At 63.5% G+C, this 14,871-nt stretch carries 9 protein-coding genes; 7 read left to right on the top strand and 2 right to left on the bottom strand.

From position 1 onward, the window contains the following. Positions 1-45: 45 nt before the first annotated feature. Complete coding sequence (locus tag BUC15_RS04515; RefSeq protein ID WP_073186348.1) at positions 46-645, top strand: 2'-5' RNA ligase family protein; 600 nt, start codon at positions 46-48, stop codon at positions 643-645. On the opposite strand, the gene BUC15_RS04510 is transcribed toward BUC15_RS04515, so the two are convergent. Next, positions 632-2,479, bottom strand: a complete 1,848-nt coding sequence (locus BUC15_RS04510; RefSeq protein ID WP_139280087.1) for a M48 family metalloprotease — start codon at positions 2,477-2,479, stop codon at positions 632-634. The two genes, BUC15_RS04515 and BUC15_RS04510, sit on opposite strands and share 14 nt — an antisense overlap. On the opposite strand from BUC15_RS04510, the gene BUC15_RS21200 reads away from it, so the two are divergent. From BUC15_RS21200 to BUC15_RS04495, 3 genes are all read left to right on the top strand, one after another. Next, the gene (locus BUC15_RS21200; protein ID WP_425443330.1) at positions 2,438-2,815 is read left to right on the top strand and encodes a helix-turn-helix domain-containing protein; all 378 of its coding nucleotides are present in this window, start codon (positions 2,438-2,440) and stop codon (positions 2,813-2,815) included. The two genes, BUC15_RS04510 and BUC15_RS21200, sit on opposite strands and share 42 nt — an antisense overlap. A 326-nt stretch (positions 2,816-3,141) precedes the next feature. After that, the gene (locus BUC15_RS04500; protein WP_073186345.1) at positions 3,142-4,122 is read left to right on the top strand and encodes a HamA C-terminal domain-containing protein; all 981 of its coding nucleotides are present in this window, start codon (positions 3,142-3,144) and stop codon (positions 4,120-4,122) included. After that, positions 4,115-6,676: a DEAD/DEAH box helicase gene (locus BUC15_RS04495; protein WP_073186344.1), complete on the top strand. Its 2,562-nt coding sequence runs from the start codon at positions 4,115-4,117 to the stop codon at positions 6,674-6,676. Before BUC15_RS04500 ends, BUC15_RS04495 begins: the two co-directional genes overlap by 8 nt. Positions 6,677-6,722: 46 nt before the next feature. Here BUC15_RS04495 and mobF read toward each other — a convergent pair whose 3' ends face one another. Beyond that, positions 6,723-10,286, bottom strand: coding sequence for a MobF family relaxase (gene mobF, locus BUC15_RS04490; RefSeq protein ID WP_245787888.1), 3,564 nt, complete (start codon positions 10,284-10,286; stop codon positions 6,723-6,725). 460 nt (positions 10,287-10,746) lie between these two features. Here mobF and BUC15_RS04485 point away from each other — a divergent pair, with 460 nt between their 5' ends. From BUC15_RS04485 to BUC15_RS04475, 3 genes are all read left to right on the top strand, one after another. After that, positions 10,747-12,402, top strand: a complete 1,656-nt coding sequence (locus tag BUC15_RS04485; protein WP_073186342.1) for an ABC-F family ATP-binding cassette domain-containing protein — start codon at positions 10,747-10,749, stop codon at positions 12,400-12,402. Continuing rightward, on the top strand, positions 12,399-13,667 hold the full coding sequence (locus BUC15_RS04480; RefSeq protein ID WP_073186341.1) for an MFS transporter: 1,269 nt from the start codon (positions 12,399-12,401) through the stop codon (positions 13,665-13,667). The genes BUC15_RS04485 and BUC15_RS04480 overlap by 4 nt, the downstream gene beginning before the upstream one ends. 128 nt (positions 13,668-13,795) lie before the next feature. Beyond that, entirely contained in the window at positions 13,796-14,656 is an 861-nt protein-coding gene (locus BUC15_RS04475) for a helix-turn-helix transcriptional regulator (protein WP_073186340.1), read from the top strand. Positions 14,657-14,871: the final 215 nt, after the last annotated feature.

Here is a 14,871-nt window from a genome sequence, read left to right as displayed (position 1 = left end):
CGTACCGGTCGTCACAGACCGTTCCCCGCCGATACCGTTGGGGCCATGCACAGCTTCTTCGACGCCATGACCCCGTGGGCCCGCAACGACGGGTCCCTGCACGTCTATGCGCTTCCCGACGACGGCGTCACCGACGCGCTCATGGCGGCATCCGAGCGACTGGACGGCCTGGCCGCACTTCCCCGGATGCCACGCAGCTGGCTGCACTTCACCGTCGGGAGGTTGGCACAGTACGACGATCTGGGCCAGGCCGGGCTGACCAGGCTGGCCGACGAGATCGGGGCACGGATCGCAGAAGTGCCCGCCTTCGAACTGCGGCTCGGTGCGCCCGAGGTGTGGGGCCAGTCGGTCAACTGCAGCGCCGAGCCGTCCGACGCCTGGGATCGCCTGGTCGTGGCGGTTCGGGATGCGGCCTCGGCGTTCAGCGACGAGCCGCTGCCCCAGGCACCCCACTGCCCGCACGTCTCACTGGCCTACGCCACCGGCGAGGTCTCCGACGACGAGGTACGGGGCCGGCTGGCCGACGTGCCCGCCGTCGGTCAGGTCGCTGTGCGGGCGGTACACCTGGTTTCGGTGACGGTGCGACCCGAGGTCGGCACGTTCGACTGGACCGAGCTGGCCAACTGGGACCTCAGGGGGCAGTGAGCCAGCGCAGGGATGAGACCACGGCCTCTTCCGAATCGAAGGATTCGGAGTCGATCGTGGCCTTGATCTTCAGCGGCGGACCCTCGACCTGCTCGAACGTGGCATAGAGCCACACGAACCGTCGCTTCACCTCCCCACCGGTGATCGAAGACGCAGGGACCCACCGGTTGCCGTCGGCCAGACGCGGCGTCTCACCGGACGCGAAGATCCGGTAAACACGATCGGCCTGCGCCTCGGGGTCGAGCCTGCGCTCATCGCGCAGCCGCTCGCGGTGCGGGATCGGGACGAACAGGACGCCGTCACTCCACACATGCATGTCGCGTCGCCCCGCCCATGGCCCACGCACATGCGTGAGACACCCCAGCCAGATGCCCTCCGGCACCGGAGCCACCGTGGCGCCCGGGTCGACGCCGTGGAAGGCCAGCCTGCTGCGCAGCCTCGTGGTGTCTCGGGATGCGATGGCCGTGGCAGCCTCGTTGTCGATGTCGACGACCTCGCCTTCCAGCATGAACTGCAGCCCCGATTCGGCGTCGAACCGGTAGGTTCCGGAATCGGCCAGGCAACAGCGCACCGCGGCGGCGCAGCCGATTACCCAGGGGTCGATCGGCTCGGGGTCGTCGTCCTGGTCCTCGTCCTCATACTCGTCCCATTCGGCGAGGTCCAACTCAAAGTTGTAGTAGAACATGTGCGAAACCTCGCTGCCGTCCCACTCCTGTGGCCTGGAGCCCGCCTCGATCAGGGCAAGCAGGTTGGCGAGGCTCGCCCGGCCCATCGCGGCGTGCCTGAGTTCACTGTCCAGTGCCATGAGCCGCAGCCTGTCGGCCTGAAGGCCCGCGGTGTGGGCCAACTCCCGCCAGGATGCGTATTCGACCTCCCGGCCCCCCAACGCGCCTTCGAGTTGCTCCCACCAGCCCCGGTCGCTATCGAGCAGGTCGGCCGCCTTGTTGGAGGGCCAGTCACGCGGCGACGGCGCATGCAGCGAGTCGCCGGCCGCGGCCTCGGCCTTCTCGCGGGCCCAGCACCCGTCTTCCCAGAAGGCGGCGGCGAGTTCGCGCACGGGCTCCAGCGCCGCGATCCGGCTCGCCTGCTCCTTCAGGGATGCGCGTTTCATCGCGAGGGCGAACAGTTCGAAGGCGCGGCCGAGGTCGTCAGAGACCAGGTCGGCCAACACTTCCCCTCCAGCGGCCGAGATGACGGTGTCGAGGTCGGTGGCCCGAACCGCCGCCGCCATCGCCTCTTTGAGCCGGGCCCCCATGAGCGGGGCCGCGAGCCACAGCAGCCACTCCGCGTAGAGGCCGGCGAACCACCCGCCGACGGCGTCGGCCGCCTCCGCGTGGCGCTGAACGCGGGAAAGCAGCTGCTCTCCCGCACCTCCTTCGTCGCCGATCTGCAGCACCAGTTCGGCCGTCAGCACCGCGCGCAGTTCGTCAATGCTCAACTCGACCAGAAGGCAGAAGGGCAGACCGAGTTCCTTCCGCTGTCCGTTGTGCTGCACGAGCACCCCGGCGCCCGGGATGACGATCATCCGGTCGGGCACGTCGACGCCGGCCGCGGAGCAGCACTCCTCAACCACCCGCACCAGCCTCGGATGCTGGCTCGGCACGAGCGCCACCCCGGGGATCGGCGTCGAACGCCACCTGGCCCACAACAGCCGAGCCAGGTTGAACAGTTGCCAGCCGCTGAATCCGATGAGTAGGCCGACCACCATGGCGCCCACTTCTTCGGTGACGAGCCCGTAGATGCCCAGGGAGAAGCAGGCCAGCAGGACGAGGCCCGCAAGCCATGGTGCGATATGGAAGGCGAAGAGCAGCGCGAGTCTGCGGCCTTGGTGCATGCGGAGCATGGTAGCGGCGAGGGGCCGGGGGCGACCCATCACCCTCCGTTGGCGCTCCCCGCTGGACTCAAACCGAACGTACAGCAGCGGTTCGATCGGCTAGAAGCGGTGTGGAACCAAGCGAGGCTGGGCATCCGCGACGGCGGAGCTCCTCAGCGGGAGGACGACTTTGAGGTCGTCAGAGAGCCGAGCAGACCACCTAGAACGCCTCCCACGCCGGAGGAAGTGGACGCTATTAGAACCGCGAAGGCCAGCGGCGAGAGTGTACGCTCCATCGCCGAGAGGTTCGACAAGCACCGGAGCACGGTGTGGCGGTACACGAAGGACATCCGATAGGACCGGGCATGGCACGGCTGGCGGCGCAGCATACGCGGGTGTGACCCACACGATCTACGGCGGATCCCCAGACAGCGCACGGACTTTGGTGCCTAGGAGCGCAGGGTTGTGTCCCGTCGCCGCTACGCCTAGCGTGTCGGCGGGACGTTGCGCGGCAGGGCAACTAGAGTGAACGTGCTATGTCATTCTCATTGAGCTAGGCGACCTGCACACGTCGTGGCCGTTCGCCAGAACGGAGACGTTGGTGAAGAAGGTCACGGATGAGCCCCCTGAACCGCTTAAGGCTAGATGTGCTGTCTTGCGAATAGCTTTAGCAGGTTAGGCAAGTGACTGAAGCCACGGAGCCGATCGAAGGCTCGACCTCCCAGATCTCCGGTGAACTTGACCTCCGGGGTCTTGCGCCTCGTCAGGGGGCGGACACCCTCGAAGGCTATCTGATCACCGTGGGTGAGACAGTAAACCTACCCGACATTAAGACTCATCTGAGGACTCATCTGATTCCAGCAGACGTTAACGGGATATTTCAGGAGTCGAAGCTTGCAGAGTTTCTAGCGAACCTCGTGACGGACTATTGCATCCCTCGTGAACGGCGTGCCGAAGCGCTCGAAGAACAAATCAGAACAGGTTCCCAAGAAGCTTCCAACGCCTTGCGAAAAGAAGCGGTAGATCTCTTTGTGGAGAGCACGACCTCCGGCGAAGCAGGCGAACTCCTCCTCTACTTGCTTACTGAACGTGTGCTAGGGGCGCCACAAATCCTAAGCAAGATGAGTCTGAAAACCGCAAACATGGTTCACTACCACGGCGCTGATGGCGTACACGCTAAGAAGACCGAACGAGGCTTGGCAATCTATTGGGGCGAGTCAAAGATCCACGCGGATCGCGCGGCAGCCGTACGCGAATGCCTTGACTCTGTTGCCCCTTTCATGACCGATCCCAGCAGGAAAAACGCATCCAGGGATCTGGGTTTGGTGCGAGACAACCTTGATGTCGAGGGCCAAGAGCTTAAGAACACAATGGTTCGGTTCTTCATCAAAAAGAATCCCGAATGGAATCTCCTGGAACTGCGCGCATCGTGCTTGGTTGGGTTCGACCTCGCGCAGTACCCGGGCTACGTTGCGTCCAGTGACATCAAAGATGATGACTCCATCCATAAGCTGATTGCTTCGTGGTCGGAGCATCTAGGTACTCACGTCGGCAACCAAAAACTTGAACGTTTCGAAATAGACTTCTTTATGGTCCCATTCACTAATGTAAGTCAGTTTCGGAAGTTGACCCTTTCGGCACTAGGTCTGGCGAGCGATGACTGAGATCAATGATGAAATACTAGATTCAGAAGTCTTCAAGGATCTTCGGCGCGCGGTGCTGGAAGATTTTGACCGTTCAGCTTTCCCCTCCGCAACTTTTGGGTCAACACGATCTGATATTGACTGGGACTTGGCGCTCTTCCTTACGAGCGCCCTTGATGAAGACGGAAGCGCTTCGGTTCAGCAAGCCGTCATGGAGATTACTTTTGGAGCATTGCAATCGTCAGCCAGCACTCCTGAGAACAAGGCGGCAGCCGCTCTCCTTCTGGAAAGGTTCGGTAACTGGCCATCCATCACGCTAGCCATGAAGCGCCAGCGGATCAGCGAGTCCTATCGGAACGCGCTCCCTCTTCCTCTGCGTCTCGATTCCATCGCTGCAAAGCTTGAGCATACGATTCAGCCAGCGGCCGGTGAACCGTTTCTTGGTAGCGATTTTCAGAAGCGATTCTGGCGAGAAGCCCGGACAAACGGATGGCTGAGCGTTTCGGCACCAACCTCCGCAGGAAAATCGTACGTGGTGAAGCGGTGGGTGATTGACCAGGCAGTCACCGACGAAGAGGCAGTCGTTTTATATGTGATACCGACGAGAGCGTTGGTTGACGAGGTGTCTAAGGAGCTCTTGGACGAGCCCGAACTAAACTCAGTACATATTCACTCCATTCCTTGGGACAGCAGCTTTACGAGCGATGGCTCTCGAATCCTGGTGATGACGCAAGAGCGGGCGCAGATTACTCTTGACCGTTTTCCCGACCTTAGGCCTACCGCCGTCTTCTTTGATGAAGCGCAGAAAATCGGAGAGGGCTACCGAGGAATCCTTTTGGAAGAGGTTCTTCAGGAGGCACTGCGTCGAAACTCGGACTTGAAAGCGGTTTTCGCGAGCCCTATGACGGAAAACCCTGAGGAGCTTCTCACCAGGTCTACCAATGAGGACCGAACACACGCGTTCATTTCGCCAATACCCAGCGTCAGCCAGAACCTCTACTGGGTAAATCCCATACCCCGCCACGCGCCGAAGTGGACAGTTGAACGTGCGGAAAATGGTGAGATGCGAACGATTGCGGAAGTCTCCCTGAGCGAAGAACCTCACCCAAGATCAAAGCGTCTCGCTGCTCTTCCCGCCCAGCTCTCCGGCCCGCAGGCGCTGAACATCGTCTATGCGAACACTCCCGCCGACGCTGAGACCTGTGCAAAGCAGATCTTCGAGTACCTCGGCCCTGAAGCAGAGCTGGTCGATCCCCGAATATCAGAACTCCAAGACCTTATCCGTAAGTCAGTCCATTCGACTTACCTCTTGTCCGAGGTAGTAGCCCGTGGAGTCGCTTTCCATTATGGAAATATGCCCCAACCGGTTCGGCAAGGCGTCGAGGAACTCTACCGGGCTGGATTGATCCGGTTCCTGGTCTGCACTTCGACGCTTCTGGAGGGGGTGAACTTGCCGTGCACGAACATTTGGATCATGAATCCGCGGCGCGGTAAGGGCAACCCGATGACGCCATTTGATTTCTGGAACCTTGCCGGTCGCGCAGGTCGGTGGGGTGCCGAGTTTGCGGGGAACATTATCTGCATTGGCACCCGTGCTAACGGAGGCTGGACAAATCCTGCACCGATGCAGCGAGCCAGCGGTCGCATCACGTTCGCAACTGAGGCCAAAATCATCGATTCTCGACGGGTCTCCGAGTTCATTATGAGAGACGGCGAACATGAACGTGGGGTCAAGAAGGACGAGGATCTTGAGGCCCTGGCCGCGCACCTGTTTGACGCGGCTGCCCGGGGAGAGGACTCGGTGGCTCTCCGAGCGCTATCTGCGGATGAGGCAACGGCTCTAGTTGGCGCGTTTGAACTCAAGGAAGCGGAACTGCAAGTCCCAGAACAGATCCGTAGATCGCACCCCGGTATTAATCCGCAAGCGATGCAGCGGCTGCTGAATGATCTCCGCACAAAGGATCCAGATACCTTGCCGCTCCTCTCTCCGCATGACGAGGGCGCGTTCGAAAGACTTGTGCGTGTCTTGGCTCGATGCGAACGGAACATGCTGGCTGGTTTTGGAGTTCCAGGGAATCGGGCGCGCCTGTCGGTCTTGCTCTTGAACTGGATGAGGGGTCGTCCAATCCCTTGGCTCGTGTCTGAACGAATTGAGTATGAGCGGAATCACAAGCCCGACACCTTTAGTAGCGCGAAGTGTATCCGCGCTGTGCTGGATGACGTTGAGCAAGTCGCTCGATTCAGAGCCCCGAAGTATTTGGCGTGTTACGCAGATATCGTTGACTTGATTGCTCCACCGGATGCAGACTCGCCTGCACGTCCTGACGTTACAATGATGCTTGAGTTGGGGGTCTCTAGGCCAACCGACGTTTCCCTCATGTCTTTGGGCTTATCCCGTACCGCAACGATCCAAGTATCCGAGTTCATCGCCGATGGAAGTCTCACAACGCCTGAAGTCCTCGAATGGCTCAAAGAACAGGATCTCAGCTCGATTGGCGTCCCAGCGATGATTGTGCGCGAGGTGAACGAGGTGTTACGGCGGGCACGGGTCCGCGCAGCATCATCTGATTCGTGAGTTTGTCTAGCGCGTGATGGTTTGCTCTCATGCTCCTTCCGTCCAGCTAGCGACGGCGTGACACTTTTCCTTTCTGATAACGAGTTTGCAGCACTTCTGGCTCACGCTGCCGAACAACTCTTGCCGCTTGGGACTGCGCGTTCAGTGCCGCACGGTATTCAGCGAACTGATCTGCACTTATGGCGTCTTTGGCCTCGCCCAAAGGGGAGGCGCTGGTGATCTCGTGGCGGTAGCGGTACAGCGCGACCGTGGAGGCGTGTACTTCCCACCGTTCTTTCGCCTCGGGGCGGGCGCTGGGTTGCCCGAGCCGCACTACCCATGCGGCTTCCGCTTCTTGGGCGTCTCGCACGAGTCCGCGAGCGGCAGTCTCGATGAGTGCCTGCCGTTGGGTGAGTGCGGTCTGCATGTCCTCCGCGATCGGCTCTGCGGGCGTTGGGATGAGTCCGGCGACTCGTACTCTGGTTCGTTTGCCGGGCGGTAGTTGCTGGGTGGCTTGGTCGAGCGTGGCGGCGAGCTGCGCGGCTGGGTCGGCTCGGTCTTCGCCGGGCGTGAGCCTCGGTGCGAGCGCGGTGAGCGCGACGGATGCGAGATGGCCGGCGGCCTCGTGGCGGGCGAGGGCTGCTTCGAGGCGTTCGTAGTAGGGGCTGGTGAACACGTCGTCGGCCACGTTCTCGGGGAAGGGGGCAACATCGAGGAGAGTTGCCCATCGTTCGGTCTGCGCTTCGCGGGCGAGCAGTTCGTACTCGGCGAGCAACGTGGACAGCGAGGCGTGTCGGTCGACCTCGAGCTCGAGGGTTTCGGTGGCGGAGAGGTCAGCGTCAGTGCGGGCGAGTATCTTGGCGAGCCGGTCCGCCACGGTCAGTGGCTCGGGCTGGTCGAGATGCGCCTCGATCTCGTGCGGGTCGGGCACGATGACATAGGCGTGGTTGCGGTGCTTGCCGCGCGTCATCGCCACATAGAACAACTCCCGCGACGAGGCTTCGGGATCGACGAGCGCGTGCGCGGTGTCCACGCTGGCTCCCTGAGCTCGGTGGACAGTGGAGGCGTAGCCAAGTTCGAGTTCCTCGCGGACGTACTTCGCGGGCAGCACGAGAGCTTTGCCGTGGGGCTTGTCGCCGCGCCCCAACCGGCGCACGGCGAGGGATCCGTCGTCGTAGCGGTGGGTGACGTGCCAGCGGTCGCCGTTCTTGACCCACGTCCTCCCGGTGGACAAGCGGCGGTCGTTGAGCCGGGTGACGACGAGATCGCCGACGCCTGCGGTGGTGCCGTCATGCAGCCGCACACCATCCTCCTGAACCTGCCCAGCTTCGATGAGGTCGGCGTGGGCACGCTCGTTGAGCTGAGCGACCATCTCGCCGGTGCCCGCGATCATCAGCGTGCGCAAGCCCTGGTCGCGATCGGTGCGCCATGTCTCATAGATGCTGTCGAGCATCGCCTCGGCGTCACCGTCGAGCAGTCTGCCCCGCTCCTGGTAGTCCTCCAGCGCGTCCGTGTTCCCGTGTCGCAGGCCGAGGCTCGCAGCCTTCTCCCACTCGTTGTAGAAGCGGCGCACATCGGTCAGTTCGGGTGCTCCTTGCCGGTGGCGGACGAGCATCCCGAACGCTCCGCCCGTCTCGACTGCCGAGAGTTGCGCCCAGTCTCCGATGAGGACGACCTTGGCTCCGACCTCGGCGGCATGCGCGGTGATGCGATCGAGTGCGAGTGTTCCGGCCAGGGAGGACTCGTCCACAAGCACGAGCTGCCCGGCTTCGAGGTTCCAGCGCCCGTGGTGGTGTTCGTAGAGGAACTTCGCGGTGTTCTCCGCTCGCACACCGAGCGATTCGCCGAGCACTTCGGCAGCAGCCGCTGACGGTGCAAGGCCGATTACCGAGTCGCGGCCGTGCGCCGCTGTCCACGCCCGGTGCAGGGCGCGCAGCGCCGTGGTCTTGCCGGAACCCGCCGGGCCGACCAACAGATCAAGGGTCAGCCCGGAACGGGCGATGCGCGTGATAGCGACGGCCTGGTCGGGATCGAGCCTTACGCCCCCGATCTTGCGGGAAGTGTGCCGCGCGACGAGCCGCGCGGTAAGCACCGGGCCACCGTCATCTTGGCTGTGCGTGAGGAGCCGCCGTTCGGCGTCGAGGATGTCCTGACAGGAGTAGGCGATCTGATCGACCGGCTGGAACCTGTTGCCCTCACCCTCGACGTAATGAGCGGGCACGGCGCGGTCGTACTCCGGGGTGAGTCTGAGCGATTCGGCTTCGGCGTGCGCGACGATCTGATCGAGCACTCGGAGACGGTCATCGGTGGTAGCGAATCGGACGCCCATGATCTGCCGCATCGTCTCAGCGTGCAGGTTCCATCGCCCCCAGGTTGCGCGCCGGTTCGCCACGCTTATCAGCACCACGGAGGCGAGATCCTCGATCTGCTCCATCCCGAGATCGTCCGCACGCAGCCGCGCTTCGCTCGCACCCCGGTCGAGCAGGTGCTGCGCCCATGTGGGTGCGTCCTCGCCGAGCAAAACCTCGGCCCGCGCACGCCAATCGGCGGTCAGCTCAGCCAGCGAGTGCAGTTCTTTCTCAGGCCTCGTCTCCAAGGTCGCCTGCTGCCGCAGCTTCGCGATCGTCGCCGCCGAGGGCTGCCGCCCGTGCTCGGCGACGTACTGCTCGATCAGCCGATTCTTGACCTGCTCGATGCCCTCGCCGGCGTCGCTGCCTCCGGTGGTGCGGCGGGAGAACTCCGCGATCAGCGTCGCTGGTACGCCCTCGATCTCCCAGCCGGTGTTGCGGTCTTTGCCCCGGTCGACGGGCACCCATGTCACGCCGAGCAGCCGCGCGGTGTGATCGGTGAGAAGAGCGTTGTACGACTCCGACAGAGCGACAGCGGCCTTATGCAGGCGGCGCGAGTTGAGGGTGCGCCAGCGCCCATCCTGACCCTGCACCTTGTTCGACACCACGACGTGCGTATGCAGTTGCGGGTCAGCGGCTCGGGAGTCGTAGTGGTCGAACGCGGTGGCGATCACGCCCACGATCGGCATCTGCGCCACACCGCCCCGGCCGACCCGAGTCACCGCAACGCGATCCTCCAGCAACGCGATCGTGTCACGCATCGCGGCGTGATGCGCCTGCGCAATCAGAGCTTGCGTGCCCGCATCAGCCACGCCCCAGATCGCGCTCACTGACTTCGGCGGCGAGAAGGTCAGATCGAACCCCGCAACGGCGGTGCGCGGCTTCTTCGCAATCTCCTCCTCCCGGATGCGTTGCACCGCTTGCTCTCGCGCCTCGCCACGCAAGTCGGGGTCGAGCCGTGCAACCCTGGCCGCAATCCGCTCGCGCGGAGGCTGCAACGACGGAAACCGAGCGCCGAGTCGTTCGCCAGTGATCGGGTGGATGCCCTCACCCAGGAGCCGGGCCAAGTGTTCCTCGGTCACGGTGTCGCCCTCGGTCAATGCCGGGGTGCGCCCGTCGTCGAGGCTCAGAAGGCCGGTGCCGACCCAGGTGCCGGGCGGACTCCCGGTCTCGGTGTAGTACCGGGTCAATGGGCTGCTCATCTCCCGGTCGCCGTCGCCGACGACTACCGACTTCAGCAGGTATTCGTACCCCTTGCCGGACGACATGACCCGGATAGTCATCACCACGACGGCCCCTCCCCGAGACGGGTGCGGGAGGGGCCGCCTCAGGGGTCAGGTGGGCGCTCCGCGCCCGGGCCAGGCACCCTGGTGCCAGACGTGTGGGGGATCCTGGCACGCGGCGGAAGGGCGCGCGTCGCCGAGGTGAGTCGCGCCGCCGAAGTCAGCGACAGCTAGAAAGTGGTCAGACAGAACGACGCACTCCGAGCGGCTCATACCCGTCCGTCTTCTCAACGCACATCTCATCGGCCCGCGCAAGCCCGCGAGGCACAGCGAGAAGGACGTGGGGTATACTAGCCCTATGCATTTGTACTTCCTGTGACGGCTGAGCTAGCTGACCGCGCTCGTTGAGTATCTCCGGGCCTGCGGAAGCGACTCGTTCTGACCCTTTCGGGTCGCCGTCATTTCGTGTACCCATTTGCTGACGCTCTCGGCTTGTGGTGCGCCCTTTTCAAGGATTCAAATGCACACCGCTACTCACCCTGTTCCCGCGCGCGCTCGCGCGCAACTCATCGCTTCCGACGTCTCCGTCTTACGGGGCGTCACCCCGGTTCTTAGTCACGCTGACCTCACCGTCACCCCCGCTTCGCGTGTCGCGATCGTCGGGGAAAATGGACGAGGCAAGTCCACCCTTCTGCACGTGCTTGCAGGCACGCTCACTCCCGATAGCGGCACGGTGCAGCGCATCGGCACGATCGGTGTCGCGGAGCAGGAGATGGATGCCTCCGACCAGCGCACCGTCGGGCAGGCCATCGCAGAAGCAATCGCCGAGCCCCTTGCGGCATTGGCGAGACTCGACGCTGCTAGCCACGCACTCGTCGACGGCACCGCAGACGCCGAAGCGGAATACGCGTCCGCTCTGGAGCACGCCGAAGCACTCGACGCCTGGGATGCTGAGAGACGCGTCCGAATCGCACTCGAAGCACTCGACGCAGAAACCGACACGACTAGGCCGCTCGCGGAGTTGTCAGTCGGGCAACGCTACCGCGTGCGCCTGGCCTGTCTTCTGGGCGCTGACGACGACTTCCTGCTACTCGATGAGCCGACAAACCATCTCGACCGCAGCGGGCTCGAGTTCTTGACCGCCCAGCTGCGATCCCGCAACGGCGGTGTCGTGGTCGTGAGCCATGACCGGGCACTCTTGTCGGACTTCGCCGAGACCATCGTCGATCTTGATCCAACTCCGGACGAGCGGTTGCGCGTGTACGGGAACGGCTACTTGGGCTACAGGGAAGGACGACTGGCCGAGCGGGAGCGCTGGGAACAGGAGTACGACAAGCAGCAGGCCGAGCGTGCGCGGCTGCAAGACAGCCTCAGCGCCGCCCAGAACCGGCTCGTCTCAGGATGGCGCCCGGAGAAGGGCACCAACAAGCACGGGCGCGCCACGAGAGCCGGTGGCCTCGTGCAGAACGTCCACCGACGCCGAGAGGCACTCGAAGCGCACGCGATCACCGTGCCCGAGCCGCCCCAGGTGTTCCGCTTCCCCGAACTGCGCACCCGAACCGGCGCGGCGCTGCTAAGCGTCGAGAACGTCAGCGTCACTGAACGGCTTCGCAGTCCAGTGTCGTTCTCACTGTCGCACCGCGGCAGGCTCGTCGTGACCGGCCCAAACGGAACAGGAAAATCCACCCTTCTCAAAGTTGCTGGCGGAGACCTTGCGCCAGACACCGGCGTGGTGCGCAAACCCCGCACGACGCGCCTGGGGTTTCTTCGCCAGGAGTCCGACCTGCCGCCCGAACGGCGAGCGAGCGAGGTCTACGAAACGTACCTCGATGCGCTCGTTGCTGCCGGGATCGTGCCGTCCTCGGATGCGGTCGGGGTGTCGCAGCTCGGCCTCCTGAAACCGCGAGAGCTGAGCAAGCGGGTGGGCGAGCTGTCGATGGGGCAACAACGACGTCTCGATCTGGCGCTGGTACTCGCCGCGCGCCCCCATGTCCTGCTCTTGGACGAACCGACGAACCATCTCTCCATCGCCCTCGTCGACGAACTCACCGAAGCGCTGGGGGCAACCCAAGCAGCCGTCGTCGTCTCTTCTCACGACCGGCAACTCCTGCGTGATGTGGCCGACTGGCCGAGCATCGACCTGTCGGCGATGGCCGGAAGCGCGGTGCCGGTATGACCGAGAAGAAGCTGAACCTGCTGCGCTCCATTCGGCCTCTTGCGACGCGCGACTACCGCCTCCTGTTCGCCGCCGTCGGCATCGAGGTCTTCGGCACCGGCGTGTGGACGATCGTGATGGTCTTCCAGGTGATCGCGTTGAACGACAGTCCGCTAGCGCTCTCAGCGGTGGCAACCGGGATGAGCCTGGGCCTGTTCGTGTTCTCCATGCTTGGCGGAGTGGTCGCCGACCGTTTCTCCAAGCGCCGCATCATCATCACCGTGCAAGGCGGCACCGCCGCGATCATGTCCGCGGTAGCTGCCCTGTCGCTGACTGGGACTATCGAACTATGGCACGTCGCCGTCGCTTCGTTCGCGATGGGTGCCGGAAGCGCGTTCTTCTACCCGGCTTACAGCTCTTATCTGCCCCAGGTGCTTCCACCTGAGCAGCTTCTCGCCGCGAACGGCCTCGAAGGTGCGCTCCGGCCGACCCTCGGGCAGGGCCTCGGACCTGCACTCGGCGGAATCGTCGTCGGCTTGTTCTTCCCCGCCATCGGAGCGGTGATCGTTGCGGCCTCGTACACGGTCGCGTTCATCATCACCCTGTTCCTCAGCCGCCGTGAACATCTGGACGAACCGGTAGCGCCAGAGGATCGAACCAGCATGTGGGGCGATCTCCGTGCGGGCATTCGCTATGTGGTCGGCACCCGCTGGCTACTGTGGACACTGATCTTCGGTTCCTCGCTCGCGCTCATCATTCAGGGGCCGATCGAAGTGCTCCTGCCGTTCCTGACCCGCGACCGATTCGAGGACGCCGAAGCGACCTTTGGCTTCCTGCTGGCCGCATTCGGCATCGGCGGAGCTGTCGGCTCGTTGGTCGTGTCATCGCTGAGACTCCCGCGCCGCTACCTCACGTTCATGATCGCCTGCTGGGGCGGCGGCACTTTGCCCCTCGTGGCAATAGGAATAGCCGACAGTCTGATCGTGATGCTTGCGGCCCTGTTCATCGTCGGAGCCGCCACAGGGGCCGGGGTCGTGATCTGGGGAACCCTGCTGCAACGGCTCGTTCCCCTCGACATGATCGGTCGCGTCGCAAGCCTTGACTTCTTCGTCTCGATCGCGTTCATGCCCGTTTCCATAGCTATTGCAGGCCCGCTATCTCTACTCGTCCCAGTTCCGGTGATCTTCGTGGTTTCGGGAGTGCTTCCCCCTCTGCTCGCTGTGATCGCGCTGACCGCGGGACGTATGAGACAAGCTGAAGCGGGACGTCCGCTGGATGCCATGTAGACCACGGAACAGATAGCGTCGATCTCCGCCATCAGTCGGCATACATGAGGGCATCAGAACTTCGACGAGCGCGTTCGTCCGAGCCTCAGGCCGGACCGTACGCGCCTTTGGTGGCGCGAACTCGAACTATGTATCGCCCTGTGCTGCCGGTGGCGTATGACTGTGTGAAGTTCATCATCGTGCGCGATGGCTCGGCGTTCCTGTTCTCCGAGTTCGGGCAACAACCGGTCAAGGCCGGTGACGTGGTGATGCTGGGCGCGAACGTGCTCTGCGGGTCAGAACCCGAGGGCCACGTCACGGTCACGACTATCTACGCCGACACCGATTTCCTGCTTGACCAACTGCGCTGGCAATACGCGGCATTCCTCGATGACCGGCTGAGCGCGCAAGGGTTCGCCGAGACGATCTACACCGAGCCAGCACAGATCTTGCGCCTCGGCGAAGACCGGGCGGGGATGCTGATGCCGTGGCTCGATGAGATGGTGCGGCTCAGCGTCGACGGGCACCCCGTACGCCACTACTTGCGGATGCAGGCGCTGTGGTTCCAGATCGCCTACGTGATTGCCCCGTACATCAAGGTCTCACCTGTGCGCCTCTCAGCATCTCAGCGTGCGCATATCCGGCCCGCCCTCCCTCGTGATCGACGCTTCGCCCCCTTGCGGGCTGAGGTTCGCCACGTCGCGCAGCTGCTGCGCGAGCGACCGGAGCAGCGGTGGTCGCTCGACGACCTCGCTGCTGAGGTTCACCTGTCGCCCTCGCGCTTAAGCAGCGTGTTCATCGAGGCATACGGCAAGACACCGTTGGCGTTCTTGACGATGATTCGGGCGGAGCTTCTGGCAAAATACTTGCGAGAGACCGACCTCACCGTCGCCGCCGCGATACAGCGCGTGGGCTGGCACTCCCGCAGTCACGCGACCCGACTCTTCCGCGAGTACGTGGGCGTCACACCGGGCTACTACAGGCAGATGCGGCGGGCGTTCACCGCCTGAGCGGTGTACTCGATCACCCAACCCTGAGCCGCATTATCGAGACCATCGGCGCTCGCCCGTTCCGGGCCGGTTTTGCCTGGTAGTCCGGTACAGACTCGTCGGGTTCTTCACGAAGCCTGATGGTCACAGTCTCGATTCCTTGTCCGTCTCGTCTTCCTGAACCTCCCGACGCACCTCACGGTCGTACGGCCACCCACTGGCGGGTGGCATCCGGC

The sequence above is a fragment of the Tessaracoccus bendigoensis DSM 12906 genome, assembly GCF_900141915.1.
GTDB classification, from domain to species: Bacteria; Actinomycetota; Actinomycetes; order Propionibacteriales; family Propionibacteriaceae; genus Arachnia; species Arachnia bendigoensis.
Note: the sequence above shows the minus strand (reverse complement) of the source record. Positions and strands in the feature narration are given on the sequence as shown.